This window comes from Clostridium sp. AM25-23AC (assembly GCF_003435125.1).
GTDB lineage: Bacteria > Bacillota > Clostridia > Lachnospirales > Lachnospiraceae > Pilosibacter > Pilosibacter fragilis.
This window is the reverse complement of record NZ_QWGI01000003.1, coordinates 108640-132780: the sequence shown is the minus strand read 5'-3', so window position 1 is coordinate 132780 and position 24141 is coordinate 108640. Positions and strand designations below refer to the sequence as shown.

The window sequence follows — 24141 nt, the reverse complement described above, 5'->3', positions numbered from 1 at the left end:
CGCGCAAATTGCTTTTACTTTCCTATCACGTTGTTTGCCACAACAATTCTCTGTACCTCATTGGTTCCCTCAAAGATCTGGAAGATCTTCGCATCTCTAAGAAGCTTCTCAACCGGGTACTCTCTGCTGTAGCCGTAACCGCCGAACATCTGGATCGCCTCAGAAGCAACCTCCATTGCGATATCGGACGCATAGCATTTCGCGATAGCGGATTCCTTCGTGTACGGAAGTCCCATATCCATCTTTGTTAAAGCATGGGCAACCATCTGACGGGCCGTCTCTGTCTTGATCTCCATGTCGGCTACCTTGAACTGTAATGCCTGGTTCTTGATGATCGGTTTGCCGAACTGGATCCTCTCCTTGCCGTATGCGACTGCCTCGTTGATGCCTCTCTGGGCGATACCTGTGGCAACGCAGCCCATCCATGCGCGGGCCTGGTCGAGAGTCTTCATGGCGATTCCGAAGCCCTTTCCTTCCTCTCCGATGAGGTTCGCTGCCGGGATCCTGCAGTCCTCGAATACAACGTCACAGGTATTGGAGGTACGGATACCCATCTTGTTCTCCTCATGTCCTGTGGAGAGACCAGGAGTTCCGGCATCTACCAGGAACATGGAGATTCCCTTTACCCCTTTGGATTTATCGGTCATGGCTGTCACGCAGTAGAAGGAAGCGACACCGCCGTTCGTGATGAAGCATTTTCTGCCGTTTAATACATACTCATCTCCATCTTTCACCGCTGTGGTCTTGCCTGCGCTGGCATCGGAGCCTGCACCCGGCTCTGTCAGACAGAACGCACCGAAGCCTCCGTCGAGGATCAGATCGCAGACATGCTGCTTCTGCTCGTCGCTGCCCGCGATGAGGACCGGCTTCATGCCGAGCCCACTGGCGGAGATCGTTGTGGCAAAGCCTGCGTCCGCGATCGCCATCTGCTCGATAAGGGCGGCTACATCCACACGGGAAAGCCCCGGGCCGCCGAACTCTTCCGGAACCTCGAGAGCCTGATAGCCCTGCTCGACCGCTTTATCATAAATTGCCTTCGGCCATTCGCCGGAAACATCGTATTCCTTGCACTGCTCTGCAACTTCTTTGTCACAGAAATTTTTAACGTCCTGCAGGAGATCCTGCGCCTCTTCAGAAATTAAGTATGCCATAATGAAATTCCTTTGCTGCTATGTCTTCTGCGGCCGCCCTGGAAAATATGCGGGCTTGCCGGACAGCAGCTTTCCTTTCTTTTTTATTTGCGCCGGCCGGTTCACGGGGGAGATTGCCGGCCGGCAGACAGTGTCAATAAATATATTGGTGTACGGCAGCCGTCTCACGGGGAGGAAAAGGACTGCTGCCGGGGCTAAACAGAATACTTTACGCCTCTTCCTTCGGATCATAGCAGATCTTGCCCGGGTTTAAGATCATCTTCGGGTCGAAGGTCTCCTTGATGCCGCGCATCAGGCGCATGTTCACCGGACCTGCGAACTCTGCAAGATAGCCTTTCTTTCCAAAGCCGATTCCGTGCTCACCGGAGATCAGACCGCCCAGCTCTGCTGCCTTCCTGTAGATGTCTGCCATGAACTCGGAAACCTGTTTCTTGAATGTCTCCTCATCCATGTCGTTCGCGCATGTATAGATATGTAAGTTTCCATCGCCCGCATGTCCGAAGCTCTTGACCTCGAAGTCATATTTCTCGGACGCTCCCTTGACGTATGTCAGGTATTTCGCGATCTGGTTGACCGGAACGACGACGTCGCACTCATCGAGAAGCTTTGTCTCCGCCTCGATGGCCTCAAGGAAGGAGCTTCTCGCTGCCCATGCGTCTTTCTTCTTCGCCGGGGTATCAGCAACGAGAACATCCACAGCGCCCGCGTCGAGAACAACCTCAGCCGCCTGCTCTGTGAGCTCCTCCAGCTGTTCCATGTTGTCGCCGTCGAATGTCACAAGAAGGTAAGCGCCGATGTCAACACCCTCGACCTGCTTCGGGAATACGCTCTTTCCAAGGTAGCGCTCGGAAGCGAGAACGATCTCTTTCTCCATGAATTCCAGTGCCTGCGGCTGGAAGTGGTTCATGAAGAATTTCGGAACCGTCGCAATACAGTCTTCCAGGTTCTCATACGGGATGATCAGGCTGATGGTCTCTTTCGGTGCCGGGATGAGCTTTAAGGTGAGCTCTGTGATGATACCTAAGGTTCCCTCGGAACCGATCATTAAGTTTAACAGGCTGTAGCCGGTGCTTGTTTTTGAGACGGTAGCGCCCAGCTTTACGATCTCACCGGTCGGAAGGACAACGGTCATGGCGCGCACATAATCTCTTGTGCATCCATATTTGACGGCGCGCATGCCGCCCGCGTTCGTGGAAACATTTCCGCCGAGAGTCGCAAACTTTTCACCCGGATCCGGCGGATATAAGAGACCCTGCTTCTGTGCATCCTCAGCGAGGTCATTTAACAGAACGCCCGGCTCCACGCGGACTACGAAGTTCTCGAGATCATAGCCAAGGATCTTATTCATCTTGCTCATGTCAATCATGACCCCGCCATCTACAGCTACTGCCGCGCCGGTAAGACCGGTTCCTGCTCCTCTCGGAATCACCGGGAGGGAGTTCTCATAACAGACCTTCACGATAGCCGCGATCTCCTCTGTGGTTGTCGCCTCGATCACGACCTCCGGCGCGCCCTTTCCGTAGATCGGCATCTCGTCGTGGAAATAGTCACTGTTGATCTCTTCGCCTGCGTATACTTTTCCCGGAACGATCGCTTTGAACTGTTCCAGGATCTCAGGCGTTACCTCATTATACTTCTTTGCCATGTTTGCTTTCTCCTCTTCTCATATATTGCCGCCACCCATATGACACATGTGCGGTTTTGTGTAATGCAATTGATTCTCTTTTATATTGGTAGTACCAATTATGATATATTTTAAACACCATGCACATTTGTTTGTTTATTGCGCACAATGTTGATTGTTTTCTCTTTATTGGTAGAACCAATTCGTTCTAAAAAATAACTGCTATCAATAAGCAGTGTATTTTTTCCAATACAAGGATATCGCTGTCCCGGATTTTTGTCAAGACTTTTTGTTTTTCTTTGCGCAAATTTCGCACAGATTGTCTGATTTTTGTCAGGCTTGTTAGAATTATATCATAGTCATGGTTCCCGCTCTTTTCCCTGACTCTCAAAGCACTGGCTTATCGAAATAATCAGTCGGAACTCTGCCATAATTTTTATAAGTACTGGTAAATATAGTGGAAATGCAGCTTCAGTCCCTCTCTCGCCTTCTCGATATTTCCCTCCGCGAAACCTTCTGCCAGTGTCCTGTGGGCGCGGCTTAAGAACTGCTCGCTGTGCATGCCCTCGATGATCTTTCCACGCATCTTCGGGATATACTCGTCCATGATCTTGTTGAGGGCCTTATAGTTTGCCAGCATACAGAAGTTTCCGGATGCCTCGATGAGAAGGTAGTGGATCGCCTTATCCCAGCGGACACGCTCCTCCTCCGTCTCCGCCCGCTCCAAATTGTCGAGATAGGACATCATCTTCTGGCGCTGCTCCTCCGTCGCCTGTTTCACCCCTGTCTCAATGGCCCCCCACTCCAGGGTAGAACGGAATTCCGTGATCTTATCCACGTCGATCTTCTTTAAAATATACATGAACGACAACATCTCCGCCAGAATCTCGTCAAAATTTCCGGAGACATAGTTTCCCGCACCTTGCTGGCTCTCCAGAACTCCCATGTTTTCCAGGATCCGGAGTCCCTCTCTCGCGGAATTCCGGCTGATCTCCAGCTTCTGGGCAAGTTCCCGCTCCGGGAGAAGCTTCTCACCCGCCTGGATCTCCCCGCTTCCGATTCCATGTTTTACATATTCAATGACTTTCTCGTAGGATTTCTCCATTTTTGATTCAGCAGTCCTTTCTTTTAACCAGAACTCCTGTACTTTCTACCCTGTTAGACTAATACACCGTTCAAACAGATCCAGCATCTCTCAGCAGACCGTACATTCATTCAAATAGAAAAGCACAGCCGCTGCCCCTTGAAACAGAGCTGACGTTCCATCTCCGCATCCATAACAAACTGCAGTCCGGCTGTGTTCTTAAATGTCTTTTTTGTGCGGAATCTTTTCCATAAGATTCCTGCTATTCTTCCATCGCCTTTTTGATCGCCTCAAAGAGCTCATCATACGTCTCGAACGCTGTGATCTCTGGATGGTCCTTCTTGATCTGCTCCGTGCTGCGGAACAGGAATCCCGCCTTGCTCGCCTCGATCATTCCGAGATCATTGTAGCTGTCTCCGCTGGCGATCGTCTCAAAGCCGATGGACTGAAGTGCCTTCACCGTCGTATACTTGGACTTCTCGATCCGCATCTTAAATCCCGTGATCTCCCCGTCCAGAGCGACCTCCAGGGAATTGCAGAAGATCGTCGGCCAGCCAAGCTTCTTCATCAGAGGCTTCGCAAACTGCGTAAACGTATCACTGATAATGATGACCTGACCAAGCTCACGAAGCTTATCCAGGAACTCCTTCGCACCCGGAAGCGGATCGATCTTCTCGATGGTCTCCTGGATCTCCTTCAGTCCCAGTCCATGTTCCTTCAGAATCCCGATTCTCCAACGCATCAGCTTATCATAATCCGGCTCGTCCCTCGTCGTCCTCTTAAGCTCCGGGATCCCGCTGGCCTCCGCAAACGCGATCCAGATCTCCGGCACTAAAACTCCCTCTAAGTCAAGGCATGTGATATACATAGCTGTTTTCTCCTCATTCCCGTGCTTTATTGTCATAATGAAAATATTATAACATTATCATCTAGAAAAATCTATAACCGCTTTACCCGCCCATAAAAATATGCTGCCCGCTGAATCTCCCAGCCAGACAGCATATCATTAAATTTATAGTCTTTTCAAAAAAATATTCCCGCCGATTATTTCGCCGTCTCTCCCTTTAAATACTCATACATCACCCGCGCCCCATCACAGATACTCGTAATCTCCGCATGCTCCGACGGATTGTGTGACACACCGCCCCGGCACGGAATAAATACCATACCGGAATCACAAATCTCCGCAAAAGACATGGCATCATGCCCCGCACCGCTCGGCATTCTCCGGCTGGAGATTCCAAGCCGCTTCGCCGCCTGCTCCAGACCGTCTTCCACTGACTCACTCATACTGATCGGAGGAATGCTGTTGATTTTCTCCGCCACATACTCAACGCCGCGCTTCTTGCAGCTCTCCCGCACCGCGGCCTTAAACGCCCGCTCCATACGGTCCAGACTGTCCTGATCAATGCCACGCATGTCCACACCAAGCTCCACCCGTCCCGGTATGACGTTCAGAACATTCGGATGGTTCTGAACCACGCCCACCGTCGCCACCGACTCGTACGCAGATTCCCACTTTCCGATCTTCTCCATCTCCAGAATGATCTCCGCAGCCGCACAGAGCGCGTCACTCCTCATATCCATCGGCGTAGCGCCAGAATGCTCTGCCATACCACGAAGATACACCCGATACCTCACTGGCCCCGCGATCGTCCCGACAATACCGACCTGCGTCTTACATTCCTCAAGCACCTTTCCCTGCTCAATATGTAACTCCAGATATCTCCGAAGTCCCGATATCTTCTTCGGATGAAGCGTCAACCCCCGGTGCTCAAAAATACTCTCCAAAGACTCCCCGTCCTTCGACATCAGATGTCCGATATCCTGCTTATAGACCTCATGTGTAATCAGTCCACTACCGATCGTACAGCACCCAAAATTACTGGACTCCTCACACCGGAACGCCCCGACCCGAAGCGGGATCCTGATTCCATCCTCCTTCGCCCAGCGCATCACCATAAGCCCGGCCATCACGCCAGCCACACCATCATACCGTCCACCCTCGATCACAGAATCCAGATGCGACCCGATCAGCGTATACCCGTCCTCGTCTGTATTCGTCACATAAGTATTCCCAACCTCGTCCGTAATCACAGAAGCCCCGAGCTCCCTTCCAAGCCCCTTAAAGACCTCATGCATCGCGTCCTCCGTTTCCGAATACCCCAGCCGCGTCACGCCGCCCTGCGACGTACTTCCGATATCATAAAAACTCTGAAATAACCTTTCACAATACTGAACATCCTCGATCCGACGCTCCATAACAAGTACCTCCTGAGTTCCCCTAAGTATTTTCTGATCTATCTCATCTTCATTGCATATTTACTTTATCTCTATTTCGCAACAAGAAATAATTCTGACAATACCATTATAATCCATAAGAACTCAGAATTATATGTTCTCCCAGCCAAAGTGAAACGCGCCTTTTTGTACGTACGGACAAAAACATTCTCCCTGGCATGCCAGTACACAGCGGGGGTGAGGCTTCGGGCACGGATGCGCCTGAAGCCTCACCCCCGCGTACCCCTCGTCACTCCTTCATCCGCCAAGCCAAAACTCCCATATACAACTTAAAACCATCCTCCGGCCTTTTAATATCCAACCCCGTAACCGCCTGAATCCTCCCCAGCCGATACTTCACCGTATTCCTATGCGTATGCAGCACCCCAGCCGTCTCATCCAGACTCCCCGAACACATAAAATACGTCCACAGAGTCTCTAAAAACTCCCGACTCTCCACCGGCGCCAAAATCCTCTCAAATACATCCCTTTTCCCCGCTGAAAAAAGATCCTGCAACACACAGTACATCTCAACCTTTTCATATACGCAGACACAATTCTCAGGCTGAAGCTTTCTCATGACCCTAATTGCCTTAAACGCATCACTGTATGTATCGCGAATCCCGGCGAGTCCAGTCCGGACCGGACCGATAGAACAGACAAACTTATCCGTTCCCGCATTCCACAGAGAACATATTCTCTCCTCTTCAAAAAAATCCACAAGCGTCTCCCGAAGCCTGCACTCATCCTCTCCCTCAGTCAGAATCAGATACCCCTTCTCCAACGGAACCATCACACACTCCCTGACCCCAGCAGTCTCTCTCATCCTCTCCAACAAAGTCCGCCCCAGAAACCTGATCCCCTTCCAATCCTGCTCATCCGGCACATACCGCTTTCTGAAATTGATCACCACCGCCGAAAACCAGTCATGCTCCACGTCCATCCCAAAAAGCCGTCCCCGTTCCTCCATCAGGATCTCATCACTGTAATTCTCGTAAAGAATATCCTTCACATACTTCTCCAGAATCTCCGAGTTTCCCTCCTCCTCAAAGATCAGATTCATCACATTCACAATAATATCAATATAAGCCAGCTCCCCCGGAATCTCCAAAACCGGCAGTCCCACCTCATCCGCCGCTCTCTTCACACTCTCCGCGACAGTCTTCACATACTGCCCCGTCTTCACCGCAATACAGCAGCACGTATCCGCCAGATCCCGGATCAAGGCACACTGATCCTCCTCACTCTTCCGCACCGAATAAAAACTCGTGATCAGAAAATCATTTCCCTTGAGCCACCTCTTGATCTCCGGGACCTCCATCACCGTCACATGCTCCACTTTCCTAAAAAGTCCCTCTTCCCCCGCCACCACGCGGACACCCCGCATAACCGAGAGCTTCAGGACATCACTTACCTTTGCCACAAAAGTCCCTATCTCCTTTACAAATCATTACACTTTTCCATTCAAGGAACAATTGTTAATTACGTTATCTCCTAAGCGGAAATCATAACTTACGTTATAGACCCTAATACACATAACTATTTTACCACATTCTACGATTATTCTCAATCTATCCTTGCCTTAATGCCACTCCACAAGCCCCGTCATACTGTCTATCTCGTTGCCTCTCGTCTTCCTGTTCCATCACCTTACAAATAATCGTATCAATCTGCACCGAATCAGCATGTTTTTTTTACACCCTTCAAATTTAATCATCCCTATTTTTCAAATAATGTTTTTACATATAAATTCTCACCATAACAATGCCGTTTAAAAAATTCCAAATATTTTTTACTCTTCCACAAACTCCCGCGCCTTTTTGTCCCTCCGGGACAAAAACAGCCAACCCAGGCATGCCAGTGCACAGCGGGGGTGAGGCTTCGGGCACGGTCGCGCCTGATTTTGGGGGCTGGCTTCCTCTTGGCGCGCGGGAGAATGCGTTGGAGGACAGGGGACACTTGTTTGAGCCGCAGGCGAGTTGTGTCCCCTGTTCTCCGCTCTTAGCATTCTTCCGGGTGCTTAGAGGAACCGCCCCAAAAATCCCCCAAGCTTCCGCGCCCGAAGCCTCACCCCCGCGTACTCCTGTCACTCCTTCATCCCCGGCCTGAAGATAATCGCACCCAGATATCCAAACACCAACGCCCCACTGATCCCCACAGCACTGGCTGTAAATCCCCCTTTAAAGATTCCAAGCACTCCATCCTCTGCCATCGCCTTCACAACCCCTTTCCAAAGTGTATTTCCAAATCCAAGCAGCGGCACAGTCGCTCCTGCCCCGGCCCACTCGGCAAACGGCTCATACACTCCCAAAAATCCAAGGACACTCCCGCTGACCACTAACAGCACCATGATCCTCCCCGGCATCATCTTTGTCTTATCCATCAGGATCTGCACCAGCATGCAGATCAGACCACCCACAAGAAAAGCTCTGATATATTCCATAGCCACACTCACTCCACTTCTCATTCCTAAGATTTATATTTTCACACTCTGTATGATCCACGTCCGTCTTCCCTTAACATTTTTCCAACAGATTGTTCCTCCTTCGAAAATCCCCGGCTAAGTTCTTACAGAAAATCCGGCGTCTCCAGCACCACCCCATGCGCGATCCCCGGCACACTCTTCCCCTCATTAAAGCTCACCGTAGAAAGCAGAGCCCCCGTCGGCAGAAACAGCACCCTTTTCCACTCCCCATTCCTGATCTTCGGCAAAACAAACCCGCAAAGCACCGCCGCTGAACACCCACATCCGCTTCCCCCGGCATGGGTATCCTGCTCCTCCGGCGAAAACATCTCGATCCCGCAGTCCATATACCGGCTCTCGATCCGGTATCCTGCCTTCATAAGATAATCCAGCAGAAGTCTCCGTCCCACTGTCCCCAGATCCCCGGTGATGATCTTATCATAATGTGTCTCGTCCACCCCGAGATCCCTGAAATTTTGCAGGATCGTATCAAGCGCCGCCATCGCCATCGCAGCCCCCATATTCATGGAGTCATGAAAATCCATATCCACAATTTTTCCCGTCGTCACCGCCGTGATCTTCGCAAGCGGCGCTTCCTTCCCCCGGCAATCCCCGGAGGACACGATCACCGCTCCGCACCCAGTCACCGTCCATGTAGCCGAATACGGCCTCTGATTCCCATATTCCAACGGAAAACGGAACTGCTTCTCCGCCGAAGCGAAATGGCTGGAAGCGCCTACAAGAACATGATCCGCAAATCCACCCTCCACGCACATGGCGCCCAGCCCCAGACCTTCCCCCATGGTGGAGCATGCTCCGTAAAGCCCGAACATTGGGATCTCCAGATTTATATTTCCAAAAGAAGTGGCGATGAGCTGTGCCAGAAGATCCCCCGCAAACGAATACCTGATTTCTTCCTTCGAAAGCCCGCTCTTCTCGATCACAAGACCTGCAGTCCTGCTCTGAAGCTCACTCTCCGCCTCCTCCCAGCTTTTCTTTCCCAGCATGGGATCCAGCTCCACCCGGTCAAAAAAAACGCCAAGAGGTCCGTCTCCTTCCTTCTTTCCCACTGTCGACGCAGCCGCCATGATCAGCGGCGGATTTTCAAACACCACACTGGCACGCCCGCGCTGCTTTCTTAACGTTCCTGTTTTCTCATCCATTTTTCTATCCACTCCCATCTTTATTTTGGTCTCAATTCACCTATCAGTTACATCCATACATATCGTACTTTTTGAACAAAAACGACTCCAATCGTACTAAATAAATATACCTTAACACTCCAGTACCCGCGCAGTCATTCGCAACAGACTTCATCCTCACATAGGTACACCAAAATAAGGTCTCCATGCAAATAGAATCCCCAAAATAAACAAAAAGATGCAGGAATCCGAAGTCCACCTCGAATTTCCGCATCTTTTCCCACGACACACATTCTATAAATTTTTCACTCACATCGCCTGAAGCAGCCCCAAAATCACCGAGTACACCGCCTCATTCTTTTTCACCACAAATGCCAGCTCCTCCTTTGCCTGGTTCAGCCTGTGAAACAGCCGCCTTACACTCCGGTTCCCAGACCGCAGATATCCCGTCTCATCATAAAAATATCTCTCATCCAGCAAAACGACAAGCCGCTCCACATCCTCGCTGCTCCCGGCATTCTCCTCAAAATACCGATATCCCAGCGCCAGATACCCTTTTAAAAGCTTCTCTGCTTCCTCCTCATCATTCCCGTACCCAGCCGAGACATGGGGATACATCCGTCTCCCCTTTCCTCTGGTCAGGCGCATCATATTCTGGATAAAAACAGACAGCTCTGCGTTCGTCCGGATCCGGTTCGTCATCCGGAATGTCTGCACACCCGGCACAGATTTCCACACCATCTCAGCGCTCTCCCCCAGCTCATCCGGCGAGATCACATCCTCGCAGTCCCCGGAAAAGATCACCGGCCGCCGGCTACTGATCCCAGCCAGCAGCTCCCTCGCCCCAGGCTCAAGAAGATGTGCCTCATCCACCAGAACCGCGGAACACTCTTCCAGACCGCACTCCGCCCCAATTTCGGAATCTGGCAGATACTCCACCCGCCGGAGTCTCTCATGAAGCCGCTTCCAGTCCTTCTTGCTCTCCCCGCAGTGGATCATGCAGACCCTCTGCTTCCCGGAAAGCTTCATAGCGATATCGTAGAGCAGCAGCGTCTTTCCCGTCCCCGGAAGTCCCGTAAACCAGTACGCCCCGGTCCGCTCCGCCCGGATTTTCTTTAAGATCTGGCGTTCAATATCCCGCTGCTGGGCAGTCAGGAAATATTCCTTGTTCAGGAATCGCTCCGGCTCTGTGAGAGGCGAGATCAGATACAGTTCCGCCTGAAACAGCTCCTCCACATCGCCCTCATAGTCCTTTCCTCCATCCCTCAGATCCGCGCAAAGCTGTTCCCAGTCCGCGTCCACGATCCGGTCGTGGTTCGTAAGGCGGACAAGTCGGTTCTGGCTGCTGATATATGTATAGGACCGGATCGTCTTTCCCTGCACCGCGAGATAATATCGGTTCTGTATCAACTGTTTCCGCAGTGCCTCATCGGAGACTGCTCCGCTCTTCAGCTCCACATTCACGATCTGGTCCTCCCTGATCTGCAGAAGGTCAAACTCCTTTCCCAGTCTCGGAATCTGAAACGAGTAAAAGAACCAAAGCGCATACACCTCGTCCATATGCGTCTCCAATTCCCTCACAAAGGCCTTCATGCTGTCAAGCTCCCACTCCCGCATCTTCAAAAAGTACCCACGCCCCGACATCTGTCTCTCCAGCTTCTGGACGCAGGAAATATTCTGGTTTCTTGTGAGCGTATAGATCGATACTGATTTCACGTTTTCCTCCGCTTATTCCATGCTGACGCTGTTCATATGCTACACAGCCGCCGCATCTTCTCTCTCCATTATACGTTCCTGCCGGTTCTTTTACAAGTATCTCCAGAAATACTTCACCATCCCCAGCACCCAGCTCGCAAGGATCCCGTAGAGGATCACCGGTCCCGCGATCGTAAAGATCTTGCAGCCGATCCCGAAGACATGGCCCTCCGCCTTGTACTCGATTGCCGGGGACACCACGGAATTCGCAAATCCTGTGATGGGAACCAGGGCTCCGGCTCCACCGAATTTTACGATCTTCTGGTACACATGAAACCCCGTCAGGATCACGCTGAGGCCGATGAGACTCAATGTCGTCCACGCCGCCGCGCTCTCTTTCTCGATCCCGAAGGACATGTAGACGGATGTGAATACCTGTCCCAGCATGCAGATCAGTCCGCCAACGAGAAACGCCCGCCAGAGGTTCTTCCAGGTGTTGTGGACCGGTGTCACCTGCTTCACATATTTTCCGTACTCTTTCTTATCGATCTCCATAAATTCCTCCATGTATACTTTCAAATTGAACGTTCGTGAGACTTGGCGCGTGATTCTGGTCAGCGAAGCTGACAGATTCCTATCAGAATCACTGCGCATCCTCGCGAAGCGTTTATCTCAGTCGGAGATCAGACTCCCACTGAGATAAATCATCCGAATCCCCGCAGAAAATACACTGCCGATCCAAATGCCTTTCCCGCAGCCACCGCCAGGATCACATACTGCAGCCCCACCGCCAGCCCGATCCGGCGGTTCAGGATCGGCAGTGCCTTTAGCGTTTCCGCCAAAGACATCACAAGGCATCCCACGAAAATTCCGACAGCCGTCCCACACACTGCGAGCACAAACTTTCCAGGGAACGGAAATGCCACGCTGTAGAAGTCCGCCAGATTCCCCCATGTTCCCCCGAGGATCAGAAGCGTCTCGTAGAGGATCACATGCCCCGCTGTGTGGGTCACGCCGATGAGTCTCGGGAACACGCCGATGATGGCGAGGAAGGCAAAGATCCCGGCAGCGATCACTGCCCCGGCACCGAGGCCTGCAAAGGCCAGAATCCCAAGCTTAAGATACATCGACCCCTGACTCCTTTCTCCCGCCATTTTTGATCAACGTCTTATTTAAGTTCTCCTCGTAGAGCCGCATCTCCACCTCTATGGGCGTAGGGTCCACCGTGATCTTCCAGGAGGCGAAATGGTTGAAGAACAATAAAATCCCCAGGGCCAGTCCCACGGAGTAGGACGCCTCCAGGATCGTCGGCCCTTCCGCCCGGGTCCCGATGATCATCTCATAGAACTTCGCGAACACATCCGTCACGTTTGCGTCGTTGTTGAATGTCATGATGGCAAACGCCGCCCCGAAAAACGCCACCGCGGACACCATGGCCGTCTTCATCCACTCCCATACCAGACTTTTCTTCTTCCCTGCCCGGTATGTGACCACGAAATCCGATTCCCCGACATTGTCCACCTGGATATTCTGGCCGGTCTTCTCGATCTTTTCCACGAGTTCCATGACATTTCCAACAAACACTGCCTCTTTTCCCTTCCCGGAAAATGAGGTGATTTTCACGGCTTTCGCCTTCGCCTCCGCAGCCCTGTCGCTGCTGTGGACATCGGCGATCATTCCGAGGTACACTTCCGGCTCATAAACTTCCTTCACCTGGGGAAGCTTTAAGTAGATCGTCGTGCTGCTCATGCGCTCCACGGCTTTCTGTCCATATCCCCAATGGTCTTTAAAACCCCTGTGACAGTGCCTCGGCAGACTTCCATTTCCGTCCCCGGCACCATCACGAATGTCCCCGACTGCTCCGCTTTCTTTGCCGGGACCGCCACGAGAAAATACCAGAACACAAACACCAGTCCTGCCAGCGCCAGCACCGCAAAAATGATCTCCACGTAGTCCTTTAACGGTTTCATAATATTCCACCTTCTCATCCTGTTTATCGCATTGCTTTACGCAAATAGGATGTTCCGAATCAACGGACATTATACATAACCATGAGCAGAATCATTTTCATCTTTTATGAAGTCAGTCTCTCCCTCATCTCCCTCAAGATCTTCTTCTCCAGCCGCGACACCTGCACCTGGGAGATTCCAAGCCGCCCTGCGATCACGGTCTGGGTCATATTTTCAAAATACCGCATTTTTATGATCTGCTGTTCCTTCTCCCCGAGACCGGATAAAAGCTCCGCCAGCACGATCCGGTCCAGGACCCTGTCATTCTCCGATGTCTTTTCCGCGATCTTATCCGCCAGACAGCCTCCGGATTCATCCCCGGCATCGAAGGGCTCGTAGATGGATCCGACTCTCGCCCCAGCTTCCATGGATGCCGCAACCTCCTCACGGCTGGCTCCCACCGACCTTGCAAGCTCCTCCACTGTCGGCTCCCGCCCGAGGTCCGCCTCCAGCTTTTCTCTCGCCGCCCCGACTTTTCCCGCCAGTTCCTTTAGCGGCCTGCTGACCTTGATCATCCCGTCATCCCGGAGAAATCTCCTGATCTCCCCGGTGATCATGGGAACGGCATAGGTGGAAAACCGGACGCCCAGTTCTGTGTCGAAATGGTCGATGGCCTTTATAAGACCGATGTTCCCGATCTGGAACAGGTCATCCGGTTCCGGTCCTCTCCCGATAAATCTCCGGACAATACTCCAGACAAGGCCCGCGTTCTCCATGACGAGGCGGTCCCTCGCCTCTTTATCCCCTGCGTGTGAACGTTTTAAGAGTTCCGCAGTGTCCGCCATCCCGTCACCTGCCGATCTTCTTTTTCATGGTGACGGAGGTTCCCTTTCCCGGTGCGGAGACCACCTCCACCCGGTCCATGAAGGCCTCCATGAAGGAGAATCCCATGCCGGACCTCCCGTCCTCCGGACATGTGGTGAACATGGGTTCCATGGCCTGCTCCACGTCACGGATCCCGACTCCCTCATCCCGCACCGTCACAGAAAACAGCCGCTCCTTTTCCCATGCCGTCGCCGAAAGATAGATCTTTCCTTCCTGTCCCCGGTATCCGTGGATCACCGCGTTCGTCACTGCCTCTGAGACGGCGGTCTTGATATCGTCCAGTTCCTCCAACGTCGGATCCAGGCGGCTTGCAAAAACGGCTGCCACGACTCTCGCGAACTCCTCGTTCTCCGACCGGCTCTCCATAATGAGTTCCATAGTCTCACACTCCGGCATTCCTACATTTTTCCCGTTCTCTCCAGTCTGCTCTGCCTGTACTTTCGGCGTTTCCTGTACGGTCTGTCCTGTCTCTTCCATCCCTATACCTCCCTGCTGTAGATTGCTTCTTCTTTTGACTCATACTGATGCATCAGCCCCAGAATTCCCGCAACCTTTAAGACCCGCATCACCTGCGGGCAGGCACCGTAAAAACTGGTATGGCCTGCTTTCATCTGCTTGTAGCGGTTTAAGAGGACGCCGATGCCGGAGCTGTCCATGAACCGGGTACGCGTAAAATCGAAAATGATTCTGGAGACATAATTTTCCGCCATCAGAAGGTCCGTCTCATATCTCAGATTCCGGCAGTTGTGATGGTCGAACTCCTTCGGCAAATGAATGATGAGTGTGGGGCCTTTTGCCTCGTATACGAATGAATCTTCCATAAATTTTTCCTCCCATTTCAAAATTTTGCAGCCAAATTCAGCCCACAGCCTGTATCCCAATGCGAGGCTGATTTTCACAAATTTTTCTTACCTCAAAACAGCTTTCTAAATCCATTCTCCTGTAGTTTTCTAGTCTGAAACAACAAAAAAGAGACCTCACAGTATTTTCTTCTGTAAAGTCTCTTTTAAGTTTTTTTGAAGTAAGTTTTATCAACGAACCTCTATACACTCTCTGTGAAACAGAAACCAGAATTGCTCCTTAGTATCCTCTCTCTTCCTTCGCCTTCTCCGCAAACTCCGAATCCGCAAAGTTCATGATGACCTGTCCGAACATCTGGTTCGCGTTGTCGGTATCGCCCTTTGCCTTGTATACCATTCCCATGTTGTAGATGACTTCCGGGTTCTTGTCGTTGAATTCCATGTATCTCTCATAATAGCGGAGCGCTGAGTCGTAGTCCCCGACAGAGTTTGACTGGGCTGCTGCCGCCATAAGGACTGCCGGGGCGTTGGCATCCATGTCCGCCTTGATTTCATTTAAGATCGCCACAGAGCTGTCATCCGTGATCTTCGACTGATCCATATCCACATAAGTCAGAACCGCCGTGTTCGTATCCCCTTTGCGGTACGCGTCCAGGATCTTTGCGAGCGCCGCGTACTGGTTCACCGTGCTTCCGGAATCGCCCTTTAAGTCATTTAACTGGCCTTCCGCGTCCTCCTTCTGCTTCTGGTAATCCTCAATCTGGAGCTTCAACTTGTCCGTCTCCTGGTTCGCGAGATTTAACTTATCCGTGTAGGACTGCATCTCCTGATTATGTTCATAGTTTAACGTTCGCTCCCTCGCCGGCATAATGAGGAACACGACCATGACCGCCCCCAGGACAAGACCGATACCGATGTTGATGATGGACTGCCAGCCCGTGTTCTCCTTGTAGGTCGGAGGCAGAATAACGTCATCGTCCTGCATCTCCCTGTGGGAAAACGCGTTCTTCATCTTCCGCTTCTCGACCTCCGCCTTTCCGGTCCGGCTCTTTACGTACTCCATGTACCGGGTGGCTTTCTCGTTATTGTTATCGATCTGAAGTACCTTGAACAGGGATTTTCCGGCTTTCGTGTAGTCCCCGTGCTCCATGTAGAGAAGCGCCAGAAGCAGATGCGCTTTCACGAAGTTCGGCTTCTCGTCGACAATCCTCTTAAGCTGCAGGACCGCCAGATCATCACTGTCATTCTGGGCATAGAATAATGCCTGATTGAACTTCTTCACCATCTGGCTCGCGATCTCAAGCTGTCCCGGCTTTCTCTGGACCTCATCGAGGTAATAGTCTGCCCGGTTTCCGTCCGGCTGGAGATTGATGCTGATGACCCACTGGATCAGCGCATCTGACGTCTCACCCATCTCGTAAAAGATCAGTCCAAGAAGGTTTCTGGCATCCGTGTGGTATTTATTAAACTGCAGGGCGCGTTTTAAGAATCTCGCCGCCCCGGAAAGGTTTCTCTCCTTTGCCATTTCCAGACCGCGGTTGTAGTAGCTGTTGGCCGCGTACTGGATCTTCTGCATCTCATCCATATATTACTTTTCCTTTTTGATATCCTTCATGATGTCCATCATAATATCTGCCATATCTGTGAGGTCACTCTTTACGATGGCGTCGCTGACCGCCTCCACCTCAAGGCTCGGCTTGAAGCGCTCGATCTCTTCCTCAAAGTTGATCATTTTTCTTCCTCCTTTGATGCCCCGGCAACAGCATTCTGTCACCGGCACTCACCGCAGATCAATCTGCACCTGAAAATGCTCTGTTGATCAAATCTGCGGTTCCCTGTTCTGCTTTATTTGCCGCATACCGGAACGGTCCGGTTAACTTGTGCTTTTGCTGATCTGTTCCTTTACTTCCCCTGCAAGATACAGTGACCCCACGATAAGCGAGAGATCCCGTTCCCCATGCAGGCCAAGCAATTCCTTCACGGCATGTTTCACATCCCGGCTCACCCGGTACTCCGTCTCTTCTCCATATTCCGCCCGCAGCTTTTCTGCCGCCGCTTCCAAATCCTCCACGGAGAGGGTCCGGTGTGACTCCATTTTCGATAAGATCCACAGATCCGGTTTCAGCCGCTCTGCAATCTCACGCAGCATCCGTTGATGATCCTTGTCCGCGGAGACCGCAAACAGGATCCGCACATGATCCGGCTTCCGAAGTTCCTTTAATCTGCAGGCCGCGTCGAGAAATGCCCGGATCCCATCCGCATTGTGGGCCCCGTCGAGGTAGACACCAGTGCTGATCTCCTCCATTCTTGCAGGCCATTTTGCCTTTTTTACTCCCTCTGCCGCCTGTCCAGGCGCCACCGGAAGTCCGGAAACCTCCAATGCCCGGATCGCCAGAGCTGCGTTCATGAGCTGGTAGGGAGCTGCAAATGGGATCTCAAACAAAATCTCTTCACCACGATAGGAAAAGCTCATTTCCTGATGTCCTGCCACGCCCGGATCCGGAGATTTTACGAGACAAGGCCGGATCCCGCGACAGACTTCATCCGGCGTCACTGGAAATCCTTCAGATTTCATCTCCTTTGCTTTCGCAAAGATCACCGCCGCTGCTTCCGATGAACTGTCATCATACACCACAGGACGCCGGGACTTCATGATCCCCGCTTTATGTGCCGTGATCTCCGGGATCGTGGATCCTAAAAACGCTGTATGATCGATGCTGATGGACGTGATGACGGAGACAAGCGGATTTTCCACAACATTCGTCACATCGTAAGTTCCGCCCATTCCTGTCTCTAACACGAGCACCCTCACACCCGCGTTCCGGAATATGCAGAGTCCCATGTAAAATAAAAATTCAAAATAGGTGGGATGGGGCTCTCCTCTCCTTTCCCATATTCTGCAGGCATGCTGTACCTCCAGAAATGCCCTGATAAAATCCGGCTCCGGGACTATCTCCCCGTTTATAAGGAACCGCTCCCGGATATCCACAAGATGAGGGGACACGAATGTCCCGCAGGGAATTTTTGCTTCCCGGATCATGGAGGTGAGGAATGCACAGACGGAACCCTTTCCGTTGGTTCCCGCCACATGGATCACCTGAAATTCCCGGTCCGGTTCTCCAAGAAGACCAAGAAATTCCCGTACTTTTAAAAGACTGCTCTTTTTTCTCGCATATCCCGGGATCGCCTCGATCTGATCCCAGACTTCCTGCATCGTTATGTACTCCAAGAAATCGCCTCCTGTTGTGACCTGCAATCGGAACGCTGTCTGGCGTTATTCTCGGTACAGAAAATATATGCCGTAAACGGCAGCGTTTCTTTCACTTATGATACCTGTTTATGGTATTTTTTGCAACCAGAACATGTCGGAAAGATTCGACAGGATTGCTGTATCGGTTCCTGTTCCAGCCCTGAACAAACAGGAACCGCTTTTGCCGATGCTCCTCCCATAAAATGAACAGCCACAGGCTATAAAACCTGCGGCTGCCCTGACAGCAGGTCATGTTCCACCCGCTGTCCTTTCCTGCTGAAACCATTCAGCACTTTCATGCCATGGTCATATTTTCATCGATTACTTACCAAGCTGAGCCAGACGAGTCTTTACCTGCTCCATCATCTCGGTGTACTTCTGAAGTTTTGCCTTCTCCTCATCGATCTTCGCCTGCGGTGCCTTGCTTACGAACTTTTCGTTTGCAAGCATTCCGTTTACGCGGGCAAGCTCTTTTGTGAGGCGCTCTTCTTCCTTCTTTAAGCGCTCGGTCTCCTTCTCGATGTCGACAAGCTCAGCGAACGGCATATAGATCGCTGCCTTCGGGATCACTGCGGATACAGCGTCCTCACCGATTCCTGTCTTATCCTTCTGGATCACTACCTCACTGGCGGAAGCAAGGGTACTGAAGAATACACGGCTGTTCTCGAAGATATCCGTGAGATCGGCATCCTCAGTCACAACAAATACTTTTGCCTTTCTGCTCGGCGGAACGTTCATGGATGTGCGCACATTACGGATCGCGCGGACAGACTCTTTGATGACCTCTACCGCGTGCTCGTCTGCCGCGAAGTTCCACTCTTCCTTATATACCGGCCAGGAGGAGATCATGATGGACGGCTCCTCATCCTGTAAATTGCAGAAGATCTCTTCTGTGATAAACGGCATGAACGGATGTAAGAGCTTTAAGGAATTGATCAGAACCGTCTTTAAGGTCCAGATCGCAGCCGCCTTCGTCCGGTCCTCATCGTTCCAGAGACGCGGTTTTACCATCTCGATATACCAGTCACAGAATTCCTCCCATACGAAGTCGTAGACCTTCTGGAGAGCGATTCCGAGCTCGTACTTGTCCATGTTTTCCGTTACTTCCTTCGCAAGGTCATTGACCTTGGAGAGGATCCATTTATCTGCTGCTGTGAGGTCTGTAAGCTTTGCCTCGCCTGCCGGCGCTTTCTCGATATTCATCATGATGAAACGGCTTGCGTTCCATACCTTGTTTGCGAAGTTTCTGCTGGCCTCGACTCTCTCCCAGTAGAAACGCATATCGTTGCCCGGTGCGTTTCCTGTCATAAGTGTCATACGGAGAGCATCCGCGCCGTACTTGTCGATCACCTCTAACGGATCGATACCGTTTCCTAAGGACTTACTCATCTTGCGTCCCTGAGAATCGCGGACAAGACCATGGATCAGGACAGTATTGAACGGGCACTCGCCTGTCTGCTCAAGTCCCGAGAATACCATACGGATGACCCAGAAGAAGATGATATCGTATCCGGTAACGAGAACGTCGGTCGGATAGAAGTACTTCATCTCATCTGTATCCTTCGGCCAGCCCAGTGTGGAGAACGGCCATAACGCGGAGGAGAACCAGGTATCAAGGGTGTCCTCATCCTGCTTTAAATGTGTGCAGCCGCACTTCGGGCACTTCTCCGGCATCATCTTCGCAACGGTCATCTCGCCGCACTCTTCACAGTAGTAAGCCGGGATTCTGTGTCCCCACCAGAGCTGTCTGGAGATACACCAGTCGCGGATCCCCTCAAGCCAGTGGAGATATGTCTTACCGAAACTCTCCGGAACGAATCTTAATTTGCCGCTCTTTAATGCCTCGATGGCCGGTCTTGCCATCTCATCCATCTTTACAAACCACTGCGGTTTTACCATCGGCTCTACAGTTGTGCCGCAGCGGTCGTGGGTACCAACGTTGTGGCTGTGCGGAACGATTTTTACGAGAAGGCCCATTTCCTTTAAGTCCTCGACCATGGCTTTTCTCGCCTCGTAGCGGTCCATGCCGAAATACTTGCCCGGAACATTGATGGTCGCGTCATCGTTCATGATGCAGATCTCTTCCAGGTTGTGGCGTTTTCCGACCTCGAAGTCATTCGGGTCGTGGGCCGGTGTGATCTTTACGCAGCCGGTTCCGAATTCCTTGTCAACATACTCGTCGGCGATCACCGGGATCTCGCGGTCTGTGAGCGGAAGCTTTAACATCTTTCCGATGATGTCTTTGTAACGCTCGTCCTCCGGGTTTACAGCAACGGCGGTATCGCCGAGCAGTGTCTCCGGTCTCGTTGTGGCGATCTCGACAAATCTTCCCTCTTCACCCACGATCGGGTAGTTGATGTGCCAGAAGAAGCCGTCCTGCTCCTTGTGCTCTACCTCAGCATCGGAGATGGATGTCTTGCAGACCGGACACCAGTTGATGATCCTGGATCCTTTGTAGATATATCCTTTTTCATAAAGGCGTGTAAATACTTCTAAAACAGCCTCAGAACAGCCTGCGTCCATGGTGAAACGCTCTCTGTCCCAGTCAGCGGAGGAGCCGAGCTTGTGGAGCTGTTTGATGATCCGTGTGCCGTACTCATCTTTCCATTTCCAGGCCTCTTTTAAGAATCCCTCACGTCCAAGGTCATTCTTGTTGATGCCCTCTTTTTTTAACTTGTCGATGACTTTGACCTCGGTAGCGATCGCCGCATGGTCCGTTCCCGGCTGCCAGAGTGCCTCATAGCCCTGCATTCTCTTGTAACGGATCAGGATATCCTGCATCGTATTGTCGAGGGCATGTCCCATATGGAGCTGTCCTGTGATATTCGGCGGCGGCATTACGATCGTGAACGGCTTTTTGCCCTCGCGTCTTCCTCTCTCCGCGTCAGCGTGGAAATATTTGTTGTCCAGCCATTTCTGGTACAGACGGTCCTCAATGTCCGCCGGATTGTAGGTCTTTTCCAGTTCTTTCATGGTCTTCTCCTTAAAACTTTATCAACATGTTTCTTTTTTGTAACTGCAAAAATGTGGAGCAGTTACTGCTTTTCAATTTACTTTTTTATTATCAGCGCAAAATGCGCAGACTCACAAAATTATCTCGTTTACATCTGTTTTCTTACAACAGCGTACTCATCATCTGCCTGGTAAAAACCGCAGGAAAAGTCACTTCCGCGGAGGAACGCGGACATCTCGTCCTCGTCGAGATCTGCCTCACAGACATAATATCCATACTCGTCATCATATGTGTAAAAGGTGCAGGTCTCGCAGTTCGTGATCCGTACTTTTTTCTGTTTTGCATCTTTTTTTACCATCATGTACTCCTCTCGAAAGGCTGCTGCTGTGCGCCTGCCGGGCACTCCCTCAGCTGCTGCCAACATTCGTAATCCGGGCTATCGCCCTGCTTACTCATATAAGAAAAGCCCTCTGCACTCTCATGCAAAGGGCGAATCACCGCGTTACCACCTTTATTTACTGTCCGGATCCAGAACGATCCTCCAAACAGCATCTCTTCGTTCTTAACGAGGTCTCTCCCCGGGAACAGCTACTTTTTATTTCACCATTCCGGCTCCGAAGCTACCTTCCATTTTTGCATTCCCGGACCGACTTCCAGCCTGTGATCAGTCCTCTCTGAAGGTGCAGAAAATGTACTCCTCTTCTTCCCAGCCTTTCTTATATTCCATGGAGCAGGTCTCTTTATCAGCCGCCTGTTCCATATCACGGTCATCTGATTTTTCCGGCCGCTCTTACATAATATAGTAGAATCCTGATAAAATGTCAAGGGAAACTACAGCATTCTCCTGTATTCCATCTTCCACTGATTCAGGATATCCCCCGCCGCTGCGATCCGGCCAGCCGGGTCTTTCTCGAATACGGCGGCAAGCTTCAGCGTCTCCGGCGCCTTCTCTGACTCTTCTCTCGCCTCTTCCACTTCTTTATTCCAGACTTCCTTATCGTCCTCCCCGATCATCTCCCGGAATTTATCCTTAAGCGAAAGCTCCGGATTCAGTATCGTGAGGAAGTACATGCGTTTCACATACTCCGCCTCCGGCTTCGCATTCCAGGCATTCTCGTAGGCATGCATAGCTTTCTGGTAACAGAAGAGTTTCGCGTAGCAGGCCGCGATATTGTTCCAGACTTTTCCCCGGAAATCCCCGGAGAGATGGCGTCCGGCCCCATCTAAGATCTGCTCGTAGATCGTGACCGCTTTTCCGAAAAGATCCAGACCATAGAAATAATCTGCGCGGCGCTTCTCGTACTCTTCCTCTGAGAGTTTTTTCAGTCCGTTCACGGTCTGTCGGTAAGCCGCCTGCTCCTTCGGGGTATAATAATTGCATTCCTTGAGGATCAGGTACAGGATCTCCTCCGTTGCCCCGTGGCTGTCCATCCATTTTTCCACCCGTTCCGCAAGAAACGGCATCCGAAGCTCGCTTCTTAAAAACTCAGTCAGGCGTTTATCAATAAATCCCTCCAGCACCAGCAGCGGATTGTTGTAGATCACATAGCAGAGCTCCTGGGAGGAGTAGAGATGGATCCCAAGATCCTCGATATAAAGCGGAACCGTTACCGGTTCCTGTCTGCAGAGAATCAGGCTCATAATGTCACCTCCTGACGGACCACCGCGTCCGTTTTCGGGAACAGTTCCCCAAATCCCTGGTCCGTGAGCTTGACCACCATAGTCTTCTCATCTAAGAATCCCACAGCCACCCGGATCTTCGTCGTCTTATTCGGGCGGTCCGGGAATCCCTCCAGGGGGATCTTCACGGTCCGTTTTTTCTTCGGCTCCTGCTGCGGTGTGATCGTAAAGCAGATCTCCTTCTCCCCGTCCGGGATCACTTCCACCACACTTCTCGCCTCGTACCAGCTCTCACCGGCGGATGCCAGACTGATCTCCGTCTTTGTATCCCGCTTCATAACCTCCAGAGAGACTGTGGACTTTAATTTTCCCTCGCAGAGACATACAAAGGATCCGGAACCGCTCTCGTTTAAGTAATCCTCAGCCTTCATGGCCGCACCTTTTGCGAAGATAGCTGTCTCCACGAAGACTCTTCTCCGGTTACAGATCTGCTTCATAAATTCCGGCGCCCAGTCGGTTCTCGCGAAACCTTTTCCCGTCAGGAAGATCGAGGAAAAGATCTTTTTCTGTAAAAACCGCTCTCCGCAGGCGCACAGGATCTTGTCTGCCATCTTTGCCCCGGAGCCTGTATCGAGAACGCTGAGGCTGAAGCCCTCTTCCAGCTCCTCATGCTCCGCGATGGCTGTCATCCGGCGCGGTCCTCTCGTGACCTTCAGTTCATAGTAACGCAGGTCCTCATCGGATAAGGAAAACATGCCAACCTGACCGCCCCAGACATCTCTTCTCTGGTTCAGCACATAGTAGACGAAGCATTCCGTGTGGCTTGCGATATGGACATTTTCTCTCGGGATCCCAAGAGCTTCCACGCTGGCCGTAAGTCCCTCCAAAAGCTTCATCTCCAAATTTTTGAGGCTGATGACCAGCTCATCGATCCTCTGTCCGGCATACTCCGCACGCACCATGGCGAGGATGCTGCCTAAAAATCTCTGCAGCAGTTCCATTCCACCGTACTTTACGCCTCCAATGGTGGATGTTCCTTCTTTTGCTGCCAGGCTTAGGAGCTTATCAACGATGACGCCCTCGCCCACCAGCGTATATTTATATGCATCTTCCCCCACATACCACTCTTCCGCGGATTTTTTTCTGCAGATGACGGTCGGGAGCATCCACGCCTCCTCACGGCCCAGAACAGCCGCCTGAGTGTAGGTATCACAGAGGTCGATGCCAACGATCAGTTTCTCCAT

The 24141-nt window shown here is 51.7% G+C and carries 23 protein-coding genes and 1 other annotated feature; all 23 genes read right to left on the bottom strand.

The genetic code is table 11. The features are described from left to right. Positions 1-14: 14 nt before the first annotated feature. The 23 genes from DW677_RS02950 to DW677_RS02835 all read right to left on the bottom strand — a co-directional run bounded on the left by DW677_RS02950 (position 15) and on the right by DW677_RS02835 (position 24141). On the bottom strand, positions 15-1151 hold the full coding sequence (locus DW677_RS02950) for an acyl-CoA dehydrogenase family protein (RefSeq protein ID WP_015554780.1): 1137 nt from the start codon (positions 1149-1151) through the stop codon (positions 15-17). Positions 1152-1359: 208 nt separating this feature from the next. Continuing rightward, a complete protein-coding gene (locus tag DW677_RS02945) occupies positions 1360-2796 on the bottom strand; it encodes an FAD-binding oxidoreductase (RefSeq protein ID WP_117566460.1) in 1437 nt (478 codons plus the stop codon). Between the two features lie 415 nt (positions 2797-3211). After that, positions 3212-3880, bottom strand: a complete 669-nt coding sequence (locus DW677_RS02940; RefSeq protein WP_117484045.1) for a GntR family transcriptional regulator — start codon at positions 3878-3880, stop codon at positions 3212-3214. A gap of 241 nt (positions 3881-4121) precedes the next feature. Next, entirely contained in the window at positions 4122-4727 is a 606-nt protein-coding gene (thrH, locus tag DW677_RS02935; RefSeq protein WP_117566459.1) for a bifunctional phosphoserine phosphatase/homoserine phosphotransferase ThrH, read from the bottom strand. A gap of 176 nt (positions 4728-4903) precedes the next feature. Next, positions 4904-6121, bottom strand: a complete 1218-nt coding sequence (locus tag DW677_RS02930; RefSeq protein ID WP_117484043.1) for a hydantoinase/carbamoylase family amidase — start codon at positions 6119-6121, stop codon at positions 4904-4906. 268 nt (positions 6122-6389) lie between these two features. Continuing rightward, a complete protein-coding gene (locus DW677_RS02925) occupies positions 6390-7562 on the bottom strand; it encodes a PucR family transcriptional regulator ligand-binding domain-containing protein (protein WP_117566458.1) in 1173 nt (390 codons plus the stop codon). A gap of 663 nt (positions 7563-8225) precedes the next feature. Then, positions 8226-8582 carry a SpoVA/SpoVAEb family sporulation membrane protein gene (locus DW677_RS02915; RefSeq protein ID WP_015554806.1) on the bottom strand — a complete coding sequence of 119 codons (357 nt, stop codon included), beginning with the start codon at positions 8580-8582 and terminating at the stop codon, positions 8226-8228. 125 nt (positions 8583-8707) lie between these two features. Beyond that, positions 8708-9766: a stage V sporulation protein AD gene (locus tag DW677_RS02910; protein WP_117469819.1), complete on the bottom strand. Its 1059-nt coding sequence runs from the start codon at positions 9764-9766 to the stop codon at positions 8708-8710. 288 nt (positions 9767-10054) lie between these two features. After that, on the bottom strand, positions 10055-11461 hold the full coding sequence (locus DW677_RS02905) for an ATP-binding protein (protein ID WP_117502936.1): 1407 nt from the start codon (positions 11459-11461) through the stop codon (positions 10055-10057). Positions 11462-11551: 90 nt separating this feature from the next. Further along, a complete protein-coding gene (locus DW677_RS02900; protein ID WP_015554808.1) occupies positions 11552-11995 on the bottom strand; it encodes a SpoVA/SpoVAEb family sporulation membrane protein in 444 nt (147 codons plus the stop codon). Positions 11996-12144: 149 nt separating this feature from the next. Beyond that, entirely contained in the window at positions 12145-12567 is a 423-nt protein-coding gene (locus DW677_RS02895; protein ID WP_117502937.1) for a stage V sporulation protein AB, read from the bottom strand. Beyond that, positions 12557-13189, bottom strand: a complete 633-nt coding sequence (locus tag DW677_RS02890; protein ID WP_117566456.1) for a stage V sporulation protein AA — start codon at positions 13187-13189, stop codon at positions 12557-12559. Before DW677_RS02890 ends, DW677_RS02895 begins: the two co-directional genes overlap by 11 nt. Beyond that, positions 13186-13410 carry a hypothetical protein gene (locus DW677_RS02885; RefSeq protein WP_117502939.1) on the bottom strand — a complete coding sequence of 75 codons (225 nt, stop codon included), beginning with the start codon at positions 13408-13410 and terminating at the stop codon, positions 13186-13188. The genes DW677_RS02890 and DW677_RS02885 overlap by 4 nt, the downstream gene beginning before the upstream one ends. Positions 13411-13514: 104 nt before the next feature. Further along, on the bottom strand, positions 13515-14234 hold the full coding sequence (locus DW677_RS02880; RefSeq protein WP_117469822.1) for a SigB/SigF/SigG family RNA polymerase sigma factor: 720 nt from the start codon (positions 14232-14234) through the stop codon (positions 13515-13517). Between the two features lie 4 nt (positions 14235-14238). Then, the gene (spoIIAB, locus tag DW677_RS02875; RefSeq protein WP_117484338.1) at positions 14239-14670 is read right to left on the bottom strand and encodes an anti-sigma F factor; all 432 of its coding nucleotides are present in this window, start codon (positions 14668-14670) and stop codon (positions 14239-14241) included. Between the two features lie 83 nt (positions 14671-14753). Then, on the bottom strand, positions 14754-15095 hold the full coding sequence (locus DW677_RS02870; protein WP_015554814.1) for an anti-sigma factor antagonist: 342 nt from the start codon (positions 15093-15095) through the stop codon (positions 14754-14756). A gap of 259 nt (positions 15096-15354) precedes the next feature. Beyond that, positions 15355-16659, bottom strand: a complete 1305-nt coding sequence (locus tag DW677_RS02865; protein WP_117566455.1) for a tetratricopeptide repeat protein — start codon at positions 16657-16659, stop codon at positions 15355-15357. 3 nt (positions 16660-16662) lie between these two features. After that, positions 16663-16806 (bottom strand): hypothetical protein, encoded by a 144-nt coding sequence (locus DW677_RS18225; protein ID WP_015554816.1) that lies wholly within the window; start codon positions 16804-16806, stop codon positions 16663-16665. A gap of 141 nt (positions 16807-16947) precedes the next feature. Continuing rightward, a complete protein-coding gene (locus tag DW677_RS02860) occupies positions 16948-18303 on the bottom strand; it encodes a folylpolyglutamate synthase/dihydrofolate synthase family protein (protein ID WP_147324917.1) in 1356 nt (451 codons plus the stop codon). Between the two features lie 342 nt (positions 18304-18645). Continuing rightward, entirely contained in the window at positions 18646-21297 is a 2652-nt protein-coding gene (locus DW677_RS02855; RefSeq protein ID WP_117566453.1) for a valine--tRNA ligase, read from the bottom strand. A 128-nt stretch (positions 21298-21425) separates the two neighbouring features. Beyond that, positions 21426-21635, bottom strand: coding sequence for a DUF6472 family protein (locus tag DW677_RS02850; protein ID WP_117469826.1), 210 nt, complete (start codon positions 21633-21635; stop codon positions 21426-21428). A gap of 124 nt (positions 21636-21759) precedes the next feature. Beyond that, positions 21760-21994: a binding site (T-box leader), on the bottom strand. A gap of 114 nt (positions 21995-22108) precedes the next feature. Then, positions 22109-22918 carry a hypothetical protein gene (locus DW677_RS02840; RefSeq protein ID WP_117566452.1) on the bottom strand — a complete coding sequence of 270 codons (810 nt, stop codon included), beginning with the start codon at positions 22916-22918 and terminating at the stop codon, positions 22109-22111. Continuing rightward, on the bottom strand, positions 22915-24141 hold the full coding sequence (locus tag DW677_RS02835) for a DUF5716 family protein (protein ID WP_117566451.1): 1227 nt from the start codon (positions 24139-24141) through the stop codon (positions 22915-22917). Before DW677_RS02835 ends, DW677_RS02840 begins: the two co-directional genes overlap by 4 nt.